The sequence below is a fragment of the Stenotrophomonas sp. 107298_Sma genome, from assembly GCF_056480345.1.
In genome coordinates this window covers 1,860,381-1,875,662 of the sequence record NZ_CM151094.1, presented here as the reverse complement: position 1 = coordinate 1,875,662, position 15,282 = coordinate 1,860,381, and the positions used below count along the sequence as shown (strand labels likewise).

General features: G+C 66.8%; 13 protein-coding genes. 6 read left to right on the top strand and 7 right to left on the bottom strand.

Annotated features, from left to right (window positions below):
* Positions 1-227: 227 nt before the first annotated feature.
* Positions 228-1,103, bottom strand: a complete 876-nt coding sequence (locus ACZK2G_RS08850) for a LysR family transcriptional regulator (RefSeq protein ID WP_136639472.1) — start codon at positions 1,101-1,103, stop codon at positions 228-230.
* Between the two features lie 102 nt (positions 1,104-1,205).
* Between ACZK2G_RS08850 and ACZK2G_RS08845 the strand changes: the two genes are divergently transcribed.
* Both ACZK2G_RS08845 and dbpA read left to right on the top strand, forming a co-directional pair.
* Complete coding sequence (locus tag ACZK2G_RS08845) at positions 1,206-2,285, top strand: YeiH family protein (RefSeq protein WP_478475254.1); 1,080 nt, start codon at positions 1,206-1,208, stop codon at positions 2,283-2,285.
* A 152-nt stretch (positions 2,286-2,437) separates the two neighbouring features.
* Positions 2,438-3,814: an ATP-dependent RNA helicase DbpA gene (dbpA, locus tag ACZK2G_RS08840; protein ID WP_136640090.1), complete on the top strand. Its 1,377-nt coding sequence runs from the start codon at positions 2,438-2,440 to the stop codon at positions 3,812-3,814.
* Between the two features lie 173 nt (positions 3,815-3,987).
* Here dbpA and ACZK2G_RS08835 read toward each other — a convergent pair whose 3' ends face one another.
* The 4 genes from ACZK2G_RS08835 to ACZK2G_RS08820 all read right to left on the bottom strand — a co-directional run bounded on the left by ACZK2G_RS08835 (position 3,988) and on the right by ACZK2G_RS08820 (position 7,768).
* Entirely contained in the window at positions 3,988-4,524 is a 537-nt protein-coding gene (locus ACZK2G_RS08835) for an adenine phosphoribosyltransferase (RefSeq protein ID WP_136640089.1), read from the bottom strand.
* A gap of 591 nt (positions 4,525-5,115) precedes the next feature.
* Complete coding sequence (locus ACZK2G_RS08830) at positions 5,116-6,681, bottom strand: protein adenylyltransferase SelO (protein WP_136640063.1); 1,566 nt, start codon at positions 6,679-6,681, stop codon at positions 5,116-5,118.
* Positions 6,682-6,713: 32 nt separating this feature from the next.
* Positions 6,714-7,403 (bottom strand): glutathione S-transferase family protein, encoded by a 690-nt coding sequence (locus tag ACZK2G_RS08825; protein WP_136640058.1) that lies wholly within the window; start codon positions 7,401-7,403, stop codon positions 6,714-6,716.
* A 155-nt stretch (positions 7,404-7,558) separates the two neighbouring features.
* A complete protein-coding gene (locus tag ACZK2G_RS08820) occupies positions 7,559-7,768 on the bottom strand; it encodes a cold-shock protein (RefSeq protein ID WP_004153307.1) in 210 nt (69 codons plus the stop codon).
* A 301-nt stretch (positions 7,769-8,069) separates the two neighbouring features.
* Between ACZK2G_RS08820 and ACZK2G_RS08815 the strand changes: the two genes are divergently transcribed.
* Entirely contained in the window at positions 8,070-8,558 is a 489-nt protein-coding gene (locus ACZK2G_RS08815; RefSeq protein WP_004153306.1) for a YaiI/YqxD family protein, read from the top strand.
* 6 nt (positions 8,559-8,564) lie between these two features.
* Here ACZK2G_RS08815 and ACZK2G_RS08810 read toward each other — a convergent pair whose 3' ends face one another.
* On the bottom strand, positions 8,565-9,443 hold the full coding sequence (locus tag ACZK2G_RS08810; RefSeq protein ID WP_478475251.1) for a pseudouridine synthase: 879 nt from the start codon (positions 9,441-9,443) through the stop codon (positions 8,565-8,567).
* 123 nt (positions 9,444-9,566) lie between these two features.
* Between ACZK2G_RS08810 and ACZK2G_RS08805 the strand changes: the two genes are divergently transcribed.
* From ACZK2G_RS08805 to ACZK2G_RS08795, 3 genes are all read left to right on the top strand, one after another.
* Positions 9,567-10,115, top strand: coding sequence for a YaeQ family protein (locus ACZK2G_RS08805; protein WP_032969767.1), 549 nt, complete (start codon positions 9,567-9,569; stop codon positions 10,113-10,115).
* Complete coding sequence (locus ACZK2G_RS08800; protein ID WP_136640061.1) at positions 10,112-11,296, top strand: BaiN/RdsA family NAD(P)/FAD-dependent oxidoreductase; 1,185 nt, start codon at positions 10,112-10,114, stop codon at positions 11,294-11,296. Before ACZK2G_RS08805 ends, ACZK2G_RS08800 begins: the two co-directional genes overlap by 4 nt.
* A gap of 91 nt (positions 11,297-11,387) precedes the next feature.
* Positions 11,388-13,457, top strand: coding sequence for an EAL domain-containing response regulator (locus ACZK2G_RS08795; RefSeq protein ID WP_012510772.1), 2,070 nt, complete (start codon positions 11,388-11,390; stop codon positions 13,455-13,457).
* Positions 13,458-13,565: 108 nt separating this feature from the next.
* Here the strand turns inward: ACZK2G_RS08795 and fabV are convergent, their stop codons facing one another.
* Positions 13,566-14,825 carry an enoyl-ACP reductase FabV gene (gene fabV / locus ACZK2G_RS08790; RefSeq protein ID WP_295380941.1) on the bottom strand — a complete coding sequence of 420 codons (1,260 nt, stop codon included), beginning with the start codon at positions 14,823-14,825 and terminating at the stop codon, positions 13,566-13,568.
* Positions 14,826-15,282: the final 457 nt, after the last annotated feature.

Genomic DNA, 15,282 nt, shown 5'->3' with positions numbered 1-15,282 from the left:
ATTGTACCGGTTGGGGGCGTCGGTCGGGTTGCACCCGGCACCCGCGGTAGTGCCGGCCGCTGGCCGGCAACCTCAACGGCAACGGCAGAAGCTGGTTTCCTGTGGGAGGCGGGACGGTATTCTGCTCTGGTGGGTGTCGACCTTGGTCGACACGGTAGATCTACGCCATGCGTGGATGAGCACTACAAGAAGTGTCGATGGATGGAATCGACTGGGAATCTGATGGCTTACCCCACCTCCCCCAGCAACGCCTGCAACCCCGGCAGCCATTGCTTGCCGGGGTGACGTACCAGCCACAGGGTGCGCTGCAGGGCAGGCAGCGGAGTCTCGAGCACGCGCAGGCGGCCGAGGGCCAGCGGCTCTTCCAGCGCATGACGCGAAAGACAGGCCAGACCCAGCCCGGCGATGGCGGCTTGCTTGATCGCTTCGGTATTGCCCAGCTGCAGGGTCTGGGCGAAGCCGCGCAGGTGCGGCAACAAGGCCTGCTCCACCGCTTCGCGGGTGCCGGAGCCCGGTTCGCGCAGCAACCAGCGGGCGCGGCGCAGTTCATCCAGCGACCAGCGCGCGGCAACGTCGGCGGCGGCCACGATCACCAGCGGGTCCTGCTGCCAAGCGGTGACCTGCAGGCCGCGCTCATGGCACGGGCCTTCGATCAGGCCGGCGTCCACATCCAGGCGCTGCACGGCAGCGACCACGCCGGCACTGTTGTCGATACGCAGGTCGACTTCGGCCTGCGGCGCCTGGCGCAGCAGTTCGGCGATGCGCGGCGGCAGCAGGTAGTTGCCGATGGTGGTACTGGCGGCCAGCACCAGCCGCAGCGGTGCACCCTGCGACGGGTCGCCGCCGGCAGCCAGCTGCCGCTCCAGATCGGCGGCGTTGACCAGTAGCGTGCGCGCCGGCTCCAGCAGTGCGCGGCCGTGGCCGTTCAGGGCCAAGCGGCGGCCGATGCGGTCGAACAACGGCGTGCCGAAGTGCGCCTCCAGCTCCTGCAGGGCGGCGCTGCTGGCCGATTGCGAAAGCGCAATGGCCTGGCCGGCAGCAGTGGTGCTGCCGTGGTCGGCGATGGCGACGAAGACCTGCAACTGGCGCAAGGTCAGACGCATGGCGCTTACCTCCTTGATGGGTAGGTTTCACCCATATTATTCGTTTTACAGGTCATCGTCTGGGGCGCACGCTTGCCCCATCACTCCAGCCCTACCCTTGCCATGAACGCCCCCGCTCTCTCCCCCTGGTCCCTGCCCGCCCTGCGCCAACGCTGGCAACCGCGTCTGCCCGGCCTGCTGCTGGTGGGCCTGATCGCGGCGGCGTCACTGTATCTGGCCGAGCTGCCCTGGCTGCAGGCGCACGGGCTGAGTGCGCTGACCGTGGCCATCGTCGCCGGCATCGTGGTCGGCAACACGTTGTACCCGCGGTTGGCACCGAGCAGTGCGGCCGGTGTCGGCTTCTCCAAGCACTGGCTGCTGCGCGCCGGCATCGTGCTGTACGGCCTGCGCCTGACCTTCCAGGACATCGGCCATGTTGGCGTCACTGGCGTGCTGATGGACGTGCTGGTGGTCGCCAGCACCTTCGGACTGGCCTGCTGGCTGGGCATGCGCGTGTTCAAGATGGAACGCGAGGCGGCGATGCTGATCGGTGCCGGCAGCGCGATCTGCGGCGCGGCGGCGGTGATGGCCGCCGAACCGGTGGTGCGCGGCCGTGCTGCGCAGGTCACGGTGGCGGTGTCGACAGTGGTGGTGTTCGGCACGCTGGCGATGTTCCTGTATCCCGCCCTGTATGCGCTGGTGCAGTCGCACGGCTGGCTGGCGATGGACGCGCAGCAGTACGGCCTGTTCACCGGTGCGACGGTGCATGAAGTGGCACAGGTAGTGGCGGCTGGCCGCGCGGTCAACGAAGCGGCGGCCGATACCGCGGTGATCACCAAGATGGTGCGGGTGATGCTGCTGGCACCGTTCCTGGTGGCGCTGTCGCTGTGGCTGGCGCGTGGCGGCAAGGCCAGCGCCGACGGCAGCAAGGCGCGCATCGTGGTGCCGTGGTTCGCCTTCGGTTTCGTGGCGGTGGCCGGGTTCAACTCGCTGCATCTGCTGCCGGCCGGCCTGCAGGCCGCGCTGGTGCAGTTGGACACGGTCCTGCTGGCGATGGCGATGGCCGCGCTGGGCCTGACCACCCACGTCTCGGCGCTGCGCCAGGCAGGCCTGAAGCCGCTGCTGCTGGCGCTGATCCTGTTCGCCTGGCTGCTGTTCGGCGGGCTGGCGATCCATCAGGGCGTGCTGGCGGTGCTGGGCTGAGCAGGCCCGTGCCGACCGAGGTCGGCACCCACCAGTAGATCCACGCCATGCGTGGATGGCGGCTCCAATTGGGGGTCAGAGCCCTTTCCTGCGGAAAGGGATCCGACCCCTCCATTAGGCGGGAGCGGCCGCGCAGACGGGTACAATGCGCCATGACTGACTTCTCGACCCTGCCGCTGAGCCCGGCCCTGCAGCCCGGCCTGGATGCCCTCGGCTACACCACCCTCACCCCCGTGCAGGCGCAGAGCCTGCCGGCCATCCTCGATGGCCGCGATGTGATCGCACAGGCGCCGACCGGCAGCGGCAAGACCGCCGCCTTCGGCCTGGGCCTGCTGCAGGCGATCGACCCCAGCCTGATCCGCGTACAGGCGCTGGTGCTGTGCCCGACCCGCGAACTGGCCGACCAGGTCGGCAAGCAGATCCGCAAGCTGGCCACCGGCATCCCCAACCTGAAGCTGCTGCTGCTGGTCGGCGGTGTGCCGCTGGGTCCGCAGCTGGCTTCGCTGGAAGGCCACGACCCGCACGTGGTGGTCGGCACGCCTGGCCGTGTGCAGGAGCTGGCACGCAAGCGCGCGCTGAATCTGGGCGCGGTGCGCACGCTGGTGCTGGATGAAGCCGACCGCATGCTCGACATGGGCTTCGAGGAGCCGATCCGCGAGATCGCCGGCCGGACCCACAAGGACCGCCAGAGCCTGCTGTTCTCGGCCACCTTCCCGGACAGCATCCGCACCATGGCGCGTGACCTGCTGCGCGAGGCAGTGGAAGTGACCGTGGAAGGCGCCGACCAGGCACCGGCCATCCGCCACATGTTCTGCGAGGTGGAACCGGCACATCGCCAGAAGGCGCTTGCCGGCCTGCTGCTGAAGTACACGCCGGAATCGGCGGTGGTGTTCTGCAACACCCGCAAGGACGTGGACGAAGTGGCCAACTCGCTGCAGCAGTTCGGGTTCTCCGCACTGGCCCTGCACGGCGACATGGAGCAGCGCGACCGCGAGGAAGTCTTGTTGTTGCTGGCCAACCGCAGCTGCAACGTGCTGGTGGCCAGCGACGTGGCCGCACGCGGCCTGGACGTGGAAGAGCTGGCGGCGGTGATCAACTACGAGCTGCCGACCGACGTTGAGAGCTACCAGCACCGCGTGGGCCGTACCGGCCGTGCCGGTGCCAGTGGCCTGGCGATCAGCCTGGTGGCCGGCCGCGAGAAGACCCGCGCCGAAGCCATTGAAGCGCAGATGGGTCAGCCGTTGGACTGGCAGAAGACGCCGCTGGCGACTTCACGCCCGGCCGAGCTGCCGCAGGCAGCGATGCGTACGCTGCGTATCGACGGCGGCAAGACCGACAAGCTGCGCCCGGGCGACATCCTCGGTGCACTGACCGGCGACGCCGGCCTGTCGAGCAAGTTCATCGGCAAGATTGCGATCTTCCCGACCCGCTCCTATGTGGCGATCGCGCGTGAGCAGGCCAACAAGGCCGTGGCGAAGCTGGAAGCCGGCAAGATCAAGGGCCGTCGTTTCCGCGTTCGGATGATGTGATTGAAGCAGCGTTGCCAACCACGTTGGCAACGATCTGACCTGGTAGCGGCCAACCTTGGTTGGCCCGTCCATGGCGCCAGTCGCGAAAAGCGCTGCCAACCAAGGTTGGCAACTACCGGCTCCCGGCCATTCGCTCTGGTAGATGCCAACCTTGGTTGGCACCTACCCTCTAATCAGAACACCAGTTCGGTGTACAGCGGCAGGTCCGTTTCCCAGCGCGCGCGGCCGCCGAGGCCGTCGAGCTCGACCAGTACGCCGGCACCGACCACATCAACGTCCAGGCGGCGCACCAGCGACAGCGCCGCGACCAGCGTGCCACCGGTGGCCAGCACGTCGTCGATGATCGCCACGCGGGCACCGGCCGGCAGCGCATCGGCGTGCACTTCGATGCAGTCGCTGCGATATTCCAGCGTGTATTCCTCGCGCAGCACCTGGCCCGGCAGCTTGCCCGGCTTGCGCACCGGCACGAAGCCGACGCCCAGTTCCAGCGCCATCGCGGCGCCGAGGATGAAACCACGCGATTCGATGCCGACCACCGCGTCCAGCTTCTGGTCGCGCCAGCGATCAGCCATGGCAGTGACAGCACCGCGGAAGTCCTCGCCATGGGCGAGCAGCGGCATGATGTCCTTGAACAGGATGCCGGGCTTGGGGAAGTCGGCGATGTCGCGCAGGCGGGAGGCCCACTGCGGAGCGACGATGGCGTCGGTCATGTCACATTGGCTATCTGATGGCGGCATAGGGTACCCGTTCCGGGCGCCGCCTGCCTGTTGAGGGGTATCGGCCGGGCTGCGCCCGGCACCTGCAGAGGCCACCGCGCAAGCAAAAGCGAAAGCAAAAGCCGCATTCCGAGGGATGGCGGGGTGGGTCCGGTTGCGGGGGGCGCTGCAAGTACGTCCATGTAAGCTCGGTCGCCGCATCCATGCGGCTCACGCCCCCGCAACCGGACCCACCCCGCCTTCGACAGATTTCCGCGATCTGTCGTAGATCCACGCCATGCGTGGATGAATCTCTATCGAAATCGAATATTTCGAGAATTGAACGAAGAGCATCCACGCATGGCGTGGATCTACCGTGTCGACCAAGGTCGACACCTACCCGCAGCAGCGCGAAATCTGTCGGAGGTGGGGCGGTGTCGGATTGCGGGGTGTCAGCCGCATGGATGCGGCTGCCAAGCCTACACGGACGTACTTGCGGCGTCCCCGCAATCCGACACCGCCCCGCCAAACCACGGAATCCGCTTTTGCTCTGGCTGTTGACCTGGCCTCTGCGGGTGCAGGGCGCAGCCCTGCCGAAACCCACCCTCAGGAACTGCAGGACAGCATCGAGCAGCCTGCGCGGTTGTCGGCCCAGGCCGGGCGCTTGCCGGCGAAGTGTTCCAGGCCGGCACGCTCGGTGTATGGATCGCGCAGTACGTCCTGCAACGCATGAACGCCGCCGAGGTCGCCCTGCTCTGCGCGGTCGATGGCCTCCTGGGCCAGCCAGTTGCGCAGCACGTACAGCGGATTGGCCGCGGTCATCTTCGCCGTGCGCTCGCTGGCCGACAGCGGATCGGCCTGCAACCGCGCCGTGTAGTCCTGCAGCCACTGCTGCAACGGTACCTGCACCGCCTGCTGGCGCGCCTCGTCGTAGTACACCTCGTCCAGCAGCGCCGCATCCGGTGCCGTCGGATCGATACGCATCAGCGCACGCCAAGCCAGTGTCATGTCCATGGCACCGTCCTGCATCAGCTGCTGCCAGCGCAGGAAGAGCTGCAGGTCGTCATCATCGGCCGCGGCCAGTCCGAGCTTGGCGGCAGCATCGCGACGCGTGCAGGCCACGAAGGTGGTCTGATACGCCGCCAAGCCCGCTTGTAGCGGTGCGACATCGCCGAACAGCGGAGACAGCGCCTGCGCCAATCGGCTCAGGTTCCAGTACGCCACCTGCGGCTGGGTGCCGAAACGGTAGCGGCGGCCCTGCGCGTCGGTGGTGTTCGGCGTCCAGTCCGGGTCGAAGTCCTCGACCCATCCGTAGGGGCCGTAATCGAGTGTGAGGCCGAGCACGGACAGGTTGTCAGTGTTCATCACGCCATGCACGAAGCCGACGCGCATCCAGTGCGCGATCATCTCGGCGGTGCGCACCGCGATCTGCGCGAACCAGTCGCCGTACAGTGCCTCACCCTGCCCTTGGAGTTCAGGGAAATCGCGGGCGATGCAGGCATCGACCAGCTGCTGCAGCAACGCGGTTTCCCCGCGCGACGCCGGAAGCTCGAAGGAACCAAAGCGCAGGAACGACGGCGACACCCGGCATACGATGGCACCCGGCTCGGCACGTGGATGGCCGTCATAGAACATGTCGCGCACCACGTCGTCGCCGGTACCAACCAGCGACAGCGCGCGCGTGGTCGGCACACCCAGATGATGCATCGCCTCGCTGCACAGGAATTCGCGGATGGATGAGCGCAGCACTGCGCGCCCATCGGCACCGCGTGAGTACGGCGTCGGGCCGGCCCCCTTCAGCTGCAGCTCCCAGTGGCGGCCATCCGGCGCGACCAGTTCACCCAGCGAGATCGCACGCCCATCGCCGAGCTGACCGGCCCAGTGACCAAACTGATGGCCACCGTAGTTGGCTGCCCATGGCTGCATGCCGGCGTACAGTGCATTGCCGCCAAACACCTGCGCGAAGCCTTCGCTCTCGACCTCAGCGGTATCGAAGCCAAGCATCGCGGCGACGTCCGGCGCCCAGGCCAGCAGCGTGGGCGCCGTCACCGGGGTCGGCATCACTGGCGACCAGGCGGCGCCCAGCACTTCGCGGCGGCGTGGGCCGGATTCGGGGTCGCCTGGCAGGGTATGCAGCAGGCGGTTGTCGAAACGGGAGCTGTCGGTATCCATGGTGCTGAAGATGGGGGCGACGGCCACCCTCCTCAATTGCCGCTGAGTGCCTGCAGGTGACCGCCGTGGGCCTCGGCACGCTGATAGGCCGGGCGTTCACCGATGCGCTTGAGGAAGCCACGCAGTGCCGGCTTGTCGTCGATGCCACCACCGCGCGCAGCCGCAGCCTGGATCGGGAAGCTCATCTGGATGTCGGCGGCACTGAAGCGCTCGCCGGCGAACCACGGGCTTTCGGTCAGGCGGCGCTCCATCCAGTCCAGGTGCAGACGCCGCTGCGGGCCGATGAAGCCACGCTCGGCCTTGTCGGCGATGCTGCGTGCGATCGGGCGCGCGAAGAACGGCATCGGTGCGCTGCGGATGCGACCGATCACCAGGGTCAGCAGCAGCGGCGGCATCGCCGAGCCTTCGGCGTAGTGCAGCCAGTAGCGGTAGGCGATGCGTTCGGCACCATCGGCAGGCGTCGGCGACGGCGACAGCTGGCGCTGGGTGTCGTAGCGGTCGGCAAGGTAATCGAGGATGGCACCGGATTCGGCCAGCACCAGCTCACCATCCTGCAGTACCGGCGACTTGCCCAGCGGATGCACCTGACGCAGTTCCGGCGGTGCCAGCAGCGTCTTCGGATCGCGCGGATAGCGGCGCAGCTCGTAGTCCAGCCCCAGCTCCTCCAGCATCCACAGCACGCGTAGTGAACGGGAGTTTTCCAGATGGTGGACGATGCGCATGGGAACGATCCTTGGGAAGACCTGCATCGTACCGCGCACGGTGCATGCCCTTTGTAGAGTCGGGCATGGCCCGACTCTACAAAAAGCAGCGGGCAATAAAAAACGCCGGAAGCTTTCGCTTCCGGCGTTCTGGCTACCAAACGGTAGCAGACGGATTAGACCGCCTGCACCTGGTCAGCCTGCATACCCTTCTGACCCTGGACGGCGATGAAGGTAACCTTCTGGCCTTCCTGCAGGGTCTTGAAGCCGGTGCCCTGGATGGCACGGAAGTGCACAAACAGGTCCGGGCCGCTTTCCGGGGTGATGAAGCCGAAGCCCTTGGCGTCGTTGAACCACTTGACGGTGCCGGTCTGACGATCAGACATTTGACTAACTCCTGAAACACATGTTGAAAAAATCGCAGCCACCGGGTATCGGGGCCGAGACTGAGTTGCAGGCGTTGGTAAAGCGGATCGATGAGCGGATCGTGAGATCAACTGCACCAGGCCACGATTCACGGTGACCCTAGCAAACACAGTGGGACGAACGATACGCGTGTTTTCTGCAAAAAGCGATAGCCCGGACGTTCATCGGCAAACGCCGCCCGCTAGGCGTGGCAAGGGTTGGCGCCTTTCCGCGGCTAACCCCGAGTCCCCATTCAGGTTTTTCCTACCCTACACTGGGTAAATGACTGAAGCTGAAACCCAAGCTGAACACGCCCGCCCCCGTATCTGGGTGGATGCAGATGCCTGCCCCACCGTCATTCGCGACATCCTGTTCCGGGCGGCTGAACGGGTCGGGATCGAACTGACCCTGGTCGCCAACCAGTGGATCCGTACCCCGCCCTCACGCTGGCTGCGCTCGATCCAGGTGCCGCAGGGCCTGGACGTGGCCGACAGCGCCATCGTCGAGCGGGTGGCCGCCGGCGACCTGGTGGTCACCCAGGACATCCCGCTGGCCGCACTGGTGCTGGAAAAGAAGGCCGTGGCGCTGAACCCGCGCGGCCAGCTGTACACCCCGAACAACATGGCCGAACGGCTGTCGATGCGCAATTTCATGGAGGAACTTCGCGGCGCCGGGGTACAGACCGGGGGGCCTCCGCCATTGGGACCACGCGACCGGCAGCTGTTTGCGGCCGAGCTGGACCGCTGGCTGGCGCGCCATCCGGCCCGCTGAGCGCTTCTAGCCTTCCTGATCAGGCAGGCGCAGGCAACGCTGGCTGCTGAACACCCGACGCTCGCCGCTCAACGGGTCGTCGAAGGCCAGCCCCTGCGCCAGCAGCTGCAGCGGCACCTCGGCCGTGCCTGCCGGCCGCTGCCGCAACTGCGGATACAGGTCATCGCCCTCGATCGGCGCGCCCAGCATCGCCATGTGCACGCGCAGCTGGTGCTTGCGGCCGGTTTCCGGCAGCAGCCGATAGCGCCAGATCGGTCCCTCACCCTCGATCAGCTCGATCCGGCTGCGCGCATTGGGCTCCCCGGGCACTTCGGCCATGCGGAAGAACGGTTCGGCCGGAGCCAAACGGCTGTGCCGATGCAGCGGGAACGTCACCGCGGGCAGTGCCGGCGCCAGCGCCTCGTAGGTCTTGTCGATGCGGCGTTCGCGGAACAGCCGCTGGTAGGCGTCGCGCGATGCAGCCTGCGTGGAGAACAGCACCAGGCCTGCAGTCAGCCGGTCCAGCCGATGCAGCGGCACCAGATCGGTATTGCCGGTGCTCGCGATCAGGCGTGCCAGCAACGTCTCGCGCACATAACCTCCCGCTGGCGTGACCGGCAGGAAGTGCGGCTTGTCGGCCACCAGCAGATGCGCATCGAGATGGACGATGGTCTCGGCGAAGGGGATCACCGGCTCGTCCACCACCTCCCGGAAATACTGGATCTCCAGCCCCACCTGCCAGGGCATGTCCGCTGCCAGCGCCCTGCCCTGCGCGTCCTGCACCCGGCCGCGCGTGAAGCGATCCTGCCATTGCTCACGATCGATGCGCGGAAAACGCGCGCACAGGCCGTCGAGCAGGGTGGCCCAGTGGCCGGGCGGAAGCTGCAGGCGGCTGGGCAGGATCATCAGGTCCACTCAGGCAACGGAAAAGAGCCCAAGCGTGCCACGTTGACGCTGCACAGACAGCCCCGCCACGGACACCCCCGGAGCAAACCTCTATCATGGTCCTCTTTAGTCCACGGTACCCCAATGGCTCTCACCGCCACCATCCGCAAGGCCGAACTGCAGATCAGCGACATGGATCGCGGCTATTACGCGACCCACAACCTGACCCTGGCCCAGCACCCGTCCGAGACCGACGACCGCTTGATGGTGCGCCTGCTCGCCTTCGCGCTGAACGCTGGCGACCGCCTGGAGTTCGGCCGCGGCCTGAGCACCGATGACGAACCGGACCTGTGGGAACACGACTACACCGGCGACATCCTGCAGTGGATCGACCTGGGCCATCCCGACGAATCGCGCATCCGCAAGGCCAGCAACCGCAGCCGCCAGGTGCAGGTGATCAACTATGGCGGCAACGCTTCGGAGATCTGGTGGGGCAAGCAGGGCAAGGGCCTGGCGCGCTTCGACAACCTGTCCGTGGTTGATCTGGACGGCGACTTCGTCGAGCGCTGGGGCCAGCAGATCAAGCGTGCGATGCGCTGGAGCGTGCTGATCCAGGACGGCGAGGTGCAGCTGCTGGACGATCAGATCCAGCTCGACGTGATCCCGAACTGGCGCAAGCGCGCCAAGGCATGAGCGCGCTCCGTTGCGATGTGGTCGTGATCGGTGCCGGTGCAGCCGGGCTGATGACCGCGATCACGGCCGGCCAGCGCGGCCGCCAGGTGCAGGTGATCGACCATGCCAACAAGATCGGCAAGAAGATCCTGATGTCCGGTGGTGGCCGCTGCAATTTCACCAACACCGGCACCACCCCGGCCAACTTCCTGTCGGCCAACCCGCACTTCTGCAAGTCGGCGCTGGCGCGCTACACACCTTGGCATTTCATCGAGCTGGTCAACAAGCACGGCATCGCGTATCACGAAAAAGAGCTGGGCCAGCTGTTCTGCGACATTTCGTCCAAGCAGATCGTGAAGATGCTGGTGGACGAATGCCAGGCGGCGGGCGTGCAGATCCGTACCCAGTGCAGCGTCGAGCGCATCGAGCATGGCACCGATGGTTTCCGCGTACACACCACGCAGGGCCTGTTCCATTGCGCCTCGCTGGTGGTGGCCACCGGTGGCCTGTCGATTCCCAGCCTTGGCGCCACCGGTTTCGGCTATGAGATCGCCCGCCAGTTCGGCCACCAGGTGCTGCCGACCCGCGCCGGACTGGTGCCGCTCACTCTCAGCGGCAAGCACCAGGAACGGTTGGCCGATCTCAGCGGCGTGGCGCTGCCGATCGAGGCGCGCTGCAATGGAAAGAGCTTCCAGAACTTCATGCTGCTGACCCACCGCGGCGTAAGTGGCCCGGCGATCCTGCAGATCTCTTCGTTCTGGCAACCCGGTGACGCGCTGGAGCTGGACCTGTTGCCTGGCCAGGATGCCGGTGACTGGCTGCGCCAGATGAAGCAGGAGCGGCCCGCCGCCGAACTGCGCACGGTGCTGGGCGAGGTGCTGCCGAAGCGGCTGGCGCAGCGCCTGTGCGAGCACTGGCTGCCCGACCGTCCGGTGCGCCAGCTGGACGAGCCGGTGCTGCGCCAGGCTGCACAGTTGCTGGGCGCGTTCCCGCTGGTGGCCAGTGGCACCGAGGGCTACCGCACCGCCGAAGTCACCCTGGGCGGCGTGGATACGGCCGAAGTCTCGTCTTCGACGCTGGAATCCAAGCGCGTGCCCGGCCTGCATTTCGTCGGTGAGGTGCTGGATGTGACCGGCTGGCTGGGCGGCTACAACTTCCAGTGGGCCTGGGCCAGCGGCCACGCGGCCGGCGGCGTGGTGTGAACCACATCGCCGTTCGATGCGCGCAAGGGGTGCGCGCATGGACGGTTCGCCGCGCATCGTGTATCTAGGTTCGCAGATTGGGGAGCAGTGCATGCAGAACGCGAACGACATCACCATCCGCCTGCTGATCGTCGACGACAGCGGCGAGAATGCCGAAGCCATCGTCAGCACCCTGCGCAACAGCGGCATCGCGGTGCGCCCATGGCGCCCGCAGGACGCGGCCGAACTGGCCCAGGTGCTGGCCAGCCAGGCCATCGACCTGGTGCTGGCGTCACCCTCGCAGGGCATTCCACTGCCGTTGGCCGCACAACATATCGCTGCCAGCGGCAAGGACATTCCGCTGGTGCTGCTGGCCGAGCGCATCGACGAGGACGAGCTGGTGCAGGCCAGCAGCCATGGCATCCGCGCCCTCGCCCTGCGCCAGCGCCCCGAGCATCTGCTTGCGGTGATCCGTGACCAGTGGGTGGACCTGCAGGCGCGTCGCGGCCTGCGCCGCATCGAGGCACAGATGCGCGAGACCGAGCGCCGCTGCGATGCGTTGATTGCCTCCTCGCGCGATCCCATCGCCTACGTGCACGAAGGCATGCATATCCGCGCCAACGATGCCTACCTGGAAATGTTCGGCTACGAGCATTTCGACGACATCGAAGGCATCTCCCTGCTGGACATGGTCGCCGCCCAGCACGTGGAGGGCTTCAAGCAGCTGCTGAAGGGCCTGAGCCGTGGCGAGGCGCCGCCGCCGCAGTACCAGCTCGATGCCCGTCACGAGGACGGCAGCGCGTTTCCGGCGACGATGGAATTCACTGCCGCCACCTATGAAGGCGAGTCCTGCCTGCAGGTGGTGCTCCGCCGCCGCATGGAGTTCGACCCGGAACTGGCGCGCGAGGTCGAGGACCTGCGCCAGCGCGACCAGGTCACCGGCCTGCTCAACCGCCCGACCTTCATGCTGCAGCTGGAAAGCGCGGTAGCCCAGGCCGGGCGCAGCGAAGGCCAGTTCGGCCTGCTGCTGATCGAGCCGGACCACTATGCGCGCCTGCTGCCGGACATCGGCCTGGCGTCGGCCGACACCCTGATCGGCGCCCTCGCCGGCCTGCTGGCCGAAGTGGTGGGCGAGGATGCGCAACTGGCCCGTTTCGGCGAGCACAATTTCGCCGTGCTGCAGGCCGGCCCGTATGCGCAGACCGTGGCGCTGGCCGAGCGCATCCGCGAGGCCTACGCCGCGCATGTGTTCAGCATCGGCGCCCGCTCGGCCACGGTGACGGTGAGCATCGGCGGCGTGCAGGTGGGCGAGAAGATCGCCAGCATCGGCCAGGTACTGGCGCGCGCCAGCGAATGCACGCATGCCGCCGCCGAGCTGGGCAACACCTGCCGCATCTTCGACCCGGCCGCCGCTGACCGCGTGGAGGAAGAACGCGTGCTGCGCTGGGTCGCGCGCATCCGTGAAGCACTGGCTGGCGACGGCTTCCAGCTGCACTACCAGCCGGTACTGAACCTGCAGGGCGAGTCACTGGAGCTGTACGAGGCGTATCTGCGCCTGGAGCACAACGGCGAACTGCTGAGCCCGACTGCGTTCCTGGGCATCGCCGAGGAGCACGGCCTGCTGGCCGACATCAACCGCTGGGTGGTCTCGCAGGCGATCGCCGTGCTTGGCCAGCGCGCCCGCGAAGGGCATGCCACCCAGATGCTGGTGAAGGTGACCCCGGAATCGTTCGACGACCCGCAGATGATCGCCACTCTTCGCCGTGAGCTGCAGGCACAGGGTGTGCCTGGCGAGCGGCTGTGGCTGCATGCGCCGGAAGCGAAGGTGTTCACCCACCTGCGCAGCGCCCAGCAGTTCCTTGCCGAAGTGGCACCGCTGGGTTGCCGGATCGGCCTGGAGCAGTTCGGCTCGGGGCTGGATTCGTTCCAGCTGCTGGCCCACTTCCAGCCCCAGTTCCTCAAGCTGGACCGTGGTTTCACCAGCGACCTGGCGGCCACCCGTGAGAACATCGACCGCATCAGCCAGATCACCGCGCGTGCGCAGGAAGCCGGCATCCGCACCATCGCCGAGTTCGTCAGCGATGCCAACTCGATGACCCTGCTGTTCAGTGCCGGCGTGGACTATGTTCAGGGCGACTTTGTCGGCCCCGCGCTGGCGGAGATGGGCTTCGAGTTTGGTTGACCGATGGTAGTGCCGGCCGCTGGCCGGCAGCCTCAGGTACCCGGGGTTGCCGGCCAGCGGCCGGCACTACCAAAAGAGAAGGCCGGCTTTCGCCGGCCTTTTGCTTGATCAGGTCAGATCGACCAGGTTGTCGATCTTCACGTCGGGGTTGACGTCGGCCTCGTAGTCGACTCCCTCCACGCCAAAGCCGAACAGGCGCAGGAAGTCGGCCTTGTAGCCGGCCAGGTCGCTGATCTCGTACAGGTTCTCGTTGGTCACCTGCGGCCACAGCGCGACAACCTTGCCCTGCACGTCCGCCGCCATTTCCTTGTAGTCCGCACGCAGGCGGCCTTCTTCGTCGATGAGCGCGACCTTGTTGCCGTCACCATCAACCAGGTCGTGGCGCAGGCGATCGACCGCCACGCCATCGGCGCTGGCACCGTAGAGGATGTCGTAGAGCACATCGAGCTGTTCGATGCAGCCTTCGTGGGTACCCTTTTCCTTCATCACCTTGAACAGCAGCGACAGGTACAGCGGCATGGTCGGAATGGCCGAGCTGGCCTGGGTGACTACCGCCTTGAGCACTGACACGCGGGCGTCGCCACCGATCTTGGCCAACTTCTCGCGCAGGCTCAGCACCTTGGTGTCCAGGTCTTTCTTGGCCGCGCCGATCGAACCGTTCCAGTAAATGGCCTGGGTGATCTCTTCACCCACGTAGGTGAAGGCAGTGGTGGTGCAGCCGTTGGCCAGCACGCCGGCATCGGCCAGCGCGTCGATCCACATCTGCCAGTCCTCACCGCCCATCACCGCGACCGTGCCGGCGATTTCCTCGGCCGTGGCCGGCTGCAGGTGGGTCTCGGTCAGCACTTCCTTGTCGGTGTCCAGCCCGCGCAGGGTGATCGGCTCGCCGATCGGCTTCAGCGTCGAGCTGATGATTTCACCGGTCTTCGGGTGCTTGCGACGCGGCGCGGCCAGGCTGTAGACCACCTGATCCACTTGGCCGAGATCGGCCTTGATCATCTCGATGGTCCTGGCCTTCACTTCATCGGAGAAGGCATCGCCGTTGATGCTCTTGGCGTACAGGCCGGCTTCGTCGGCGTACTTGTGGAACGCGGCGGAGTTGTACCAGCCCGCAGTGCCCGGCTTGCTCTCGGTGCCAGGGCGCTCGAAGAAGATGCCCAGGGTCGCCGCGCCGCTGCCGAACGCCGCGGTGATGCGCGCAGCCAAGCCGTAGCCGGTAGAGGCACCGATCACCAGCACGCGCTTGGGGCCGTTCTGGATCGGCGGGCGCGCACGGATGTAGTCGATCTGCTGCTTGACCGCGGCCTCGCAGCCGGTCGGGTGGGTGGTGACGCAGATGAAGCCGCGGACGCGCGGTTTGATGACCATGGATACCTCGGGTTGGCAGATGCGGCGCGCGGGGCGCTCAGCAGGAATACGTGGCGCGCGTGCGCGCGAACCGCAGGATCGTAGTGCGCGGGGGCCGATTGCACAACCGACGCTGCCGTAGGGTGGTGGTGTTTTGCAGGGTTGCACCCTGCACCTGCAGAGACCGGAGCAACGTCAAAAGCTGGGTTCCTGTGAGATGGCGGGGTGGGTCCGGTGGAGGGGGACGCCGTGAACCCGTCCATGGGGGCTTGGTCGCGGCATCCATGCCGCTCACACCCCCTCCACCGGCCCCACCCCGCCTTCGACAGTCTTCCGCGATCTGTCGGGACATCTCTTGGGGGCAGATCCGTTTTCCGAAGGAAAACGGATCTGCCCCCATTTGTTTGTATCGATATCTGACAGATGTGCCGACCAACGGTCGGCACCCACCAACAGCCGCGTGAACCTGTCGAAGGCG

What these genes read in the sequence shown, in the direction of transcription:
- ACZK2G_RS08850 (WP_136639472.1), bottom strand. Translation starts at nt 1,103, where the DNA reads ATGCGTCTGACCTTGCGCCAGTTGCAGGTCTTCGTCGCCATCGCCGAC.
- ACZK2G_RS08845 (WP_478475254.1), top strand. Translation starts at nt 1,206, where the DNA reads ATGAACGCCCCCGCTCTCTCCCCCTGGTCCCTGCCCGCCCTGCGCCAA.
- dbpA (WP_136640090.1), top strand. Translation starts at nt 2,438, where the DNA reads ATGACTGACTTCTCGACCCTGCCGCTGAGCCCGGCCCTGCAGCCCGGC.
- ACZK2G_RS08835 (WP_136640089.1), bottom strand. Translation starts at nt 4,524, where the DNA reads ATGACCGACGCCATCGTCGCTCCGCAGTGGGCCTCCCGCCTGCGCGAC.
- ACZK2G_RS08830 (WP_136640063.1), bottom strand. Translation starts at nt 6,681, where the DNA reads ATGGATACCGACAGCTCCCGTTTCGACAACCGCCTGCTGCATACCCTG.
- ACZK2G_RS08825 (WP_136640058.1), bottom strand. Translation starts at nt 7,403, where the DNA reads ATGCGCATCGTCCACCATCTGGAAAACTCCCGTTCACTACGCGTGCTG.
- ACZK2G_RS08820 (WP_004153307.1), bottom strand. Translation starts at nt 7,768, where the DNA reads ATGTCTGATCGTCAGACCGGCACCGTCAAGTGGTTCAACGACGCCAAG.
- ACZK2G_RS08815 (WP_004153306.1), top strand. Translation starts at nt 8,070, where the DNA reads ATGACTGAAGCTGAAACCCAAGCTGAACACGCCCGCCCCCGTATCTGG.
- ACZK2G_RS08810 (WP_478475251.1), bottom strand. Translation starts at nt 9,443, where the DNA reads ATGATCCTGCCCAGCCGCCTGCAGCTTCCGCCCGGCCACTGGGCCACC.
- ACZK2G_RS08805 (WP_032969767.1), top strand. Translation starts at nt 9,567, where the DNA reads ATGGCTCTCACCGCCACCATCCGCAAGGCCGAACTGCAGATCAGCGAC.
- ACZK2G_RS08800 (WP_136640061.1), top strand. Translation starts at nt 10,112, where the DNA reads ATGAGCGCGCTCCGTTGCGATGTGGTCGTGATCGGTGCCGGTGCAGCC.
- ACZK2G_RS08795 (WP_012510772.1), top strand. Translation starts at nt 11,388, where the DNA reads ATGCAGAACGCGAACGACATCACCATCCGCCTGCTGATCGTCGACGAC.
- fabV (WP_295380941.1), bottom strand. Translation starts at nt 14,825, where the DNA reads ATGGTCATCAAACCGCGCGTCCGCGGCTTCATCTGCGTCACCACCCAC.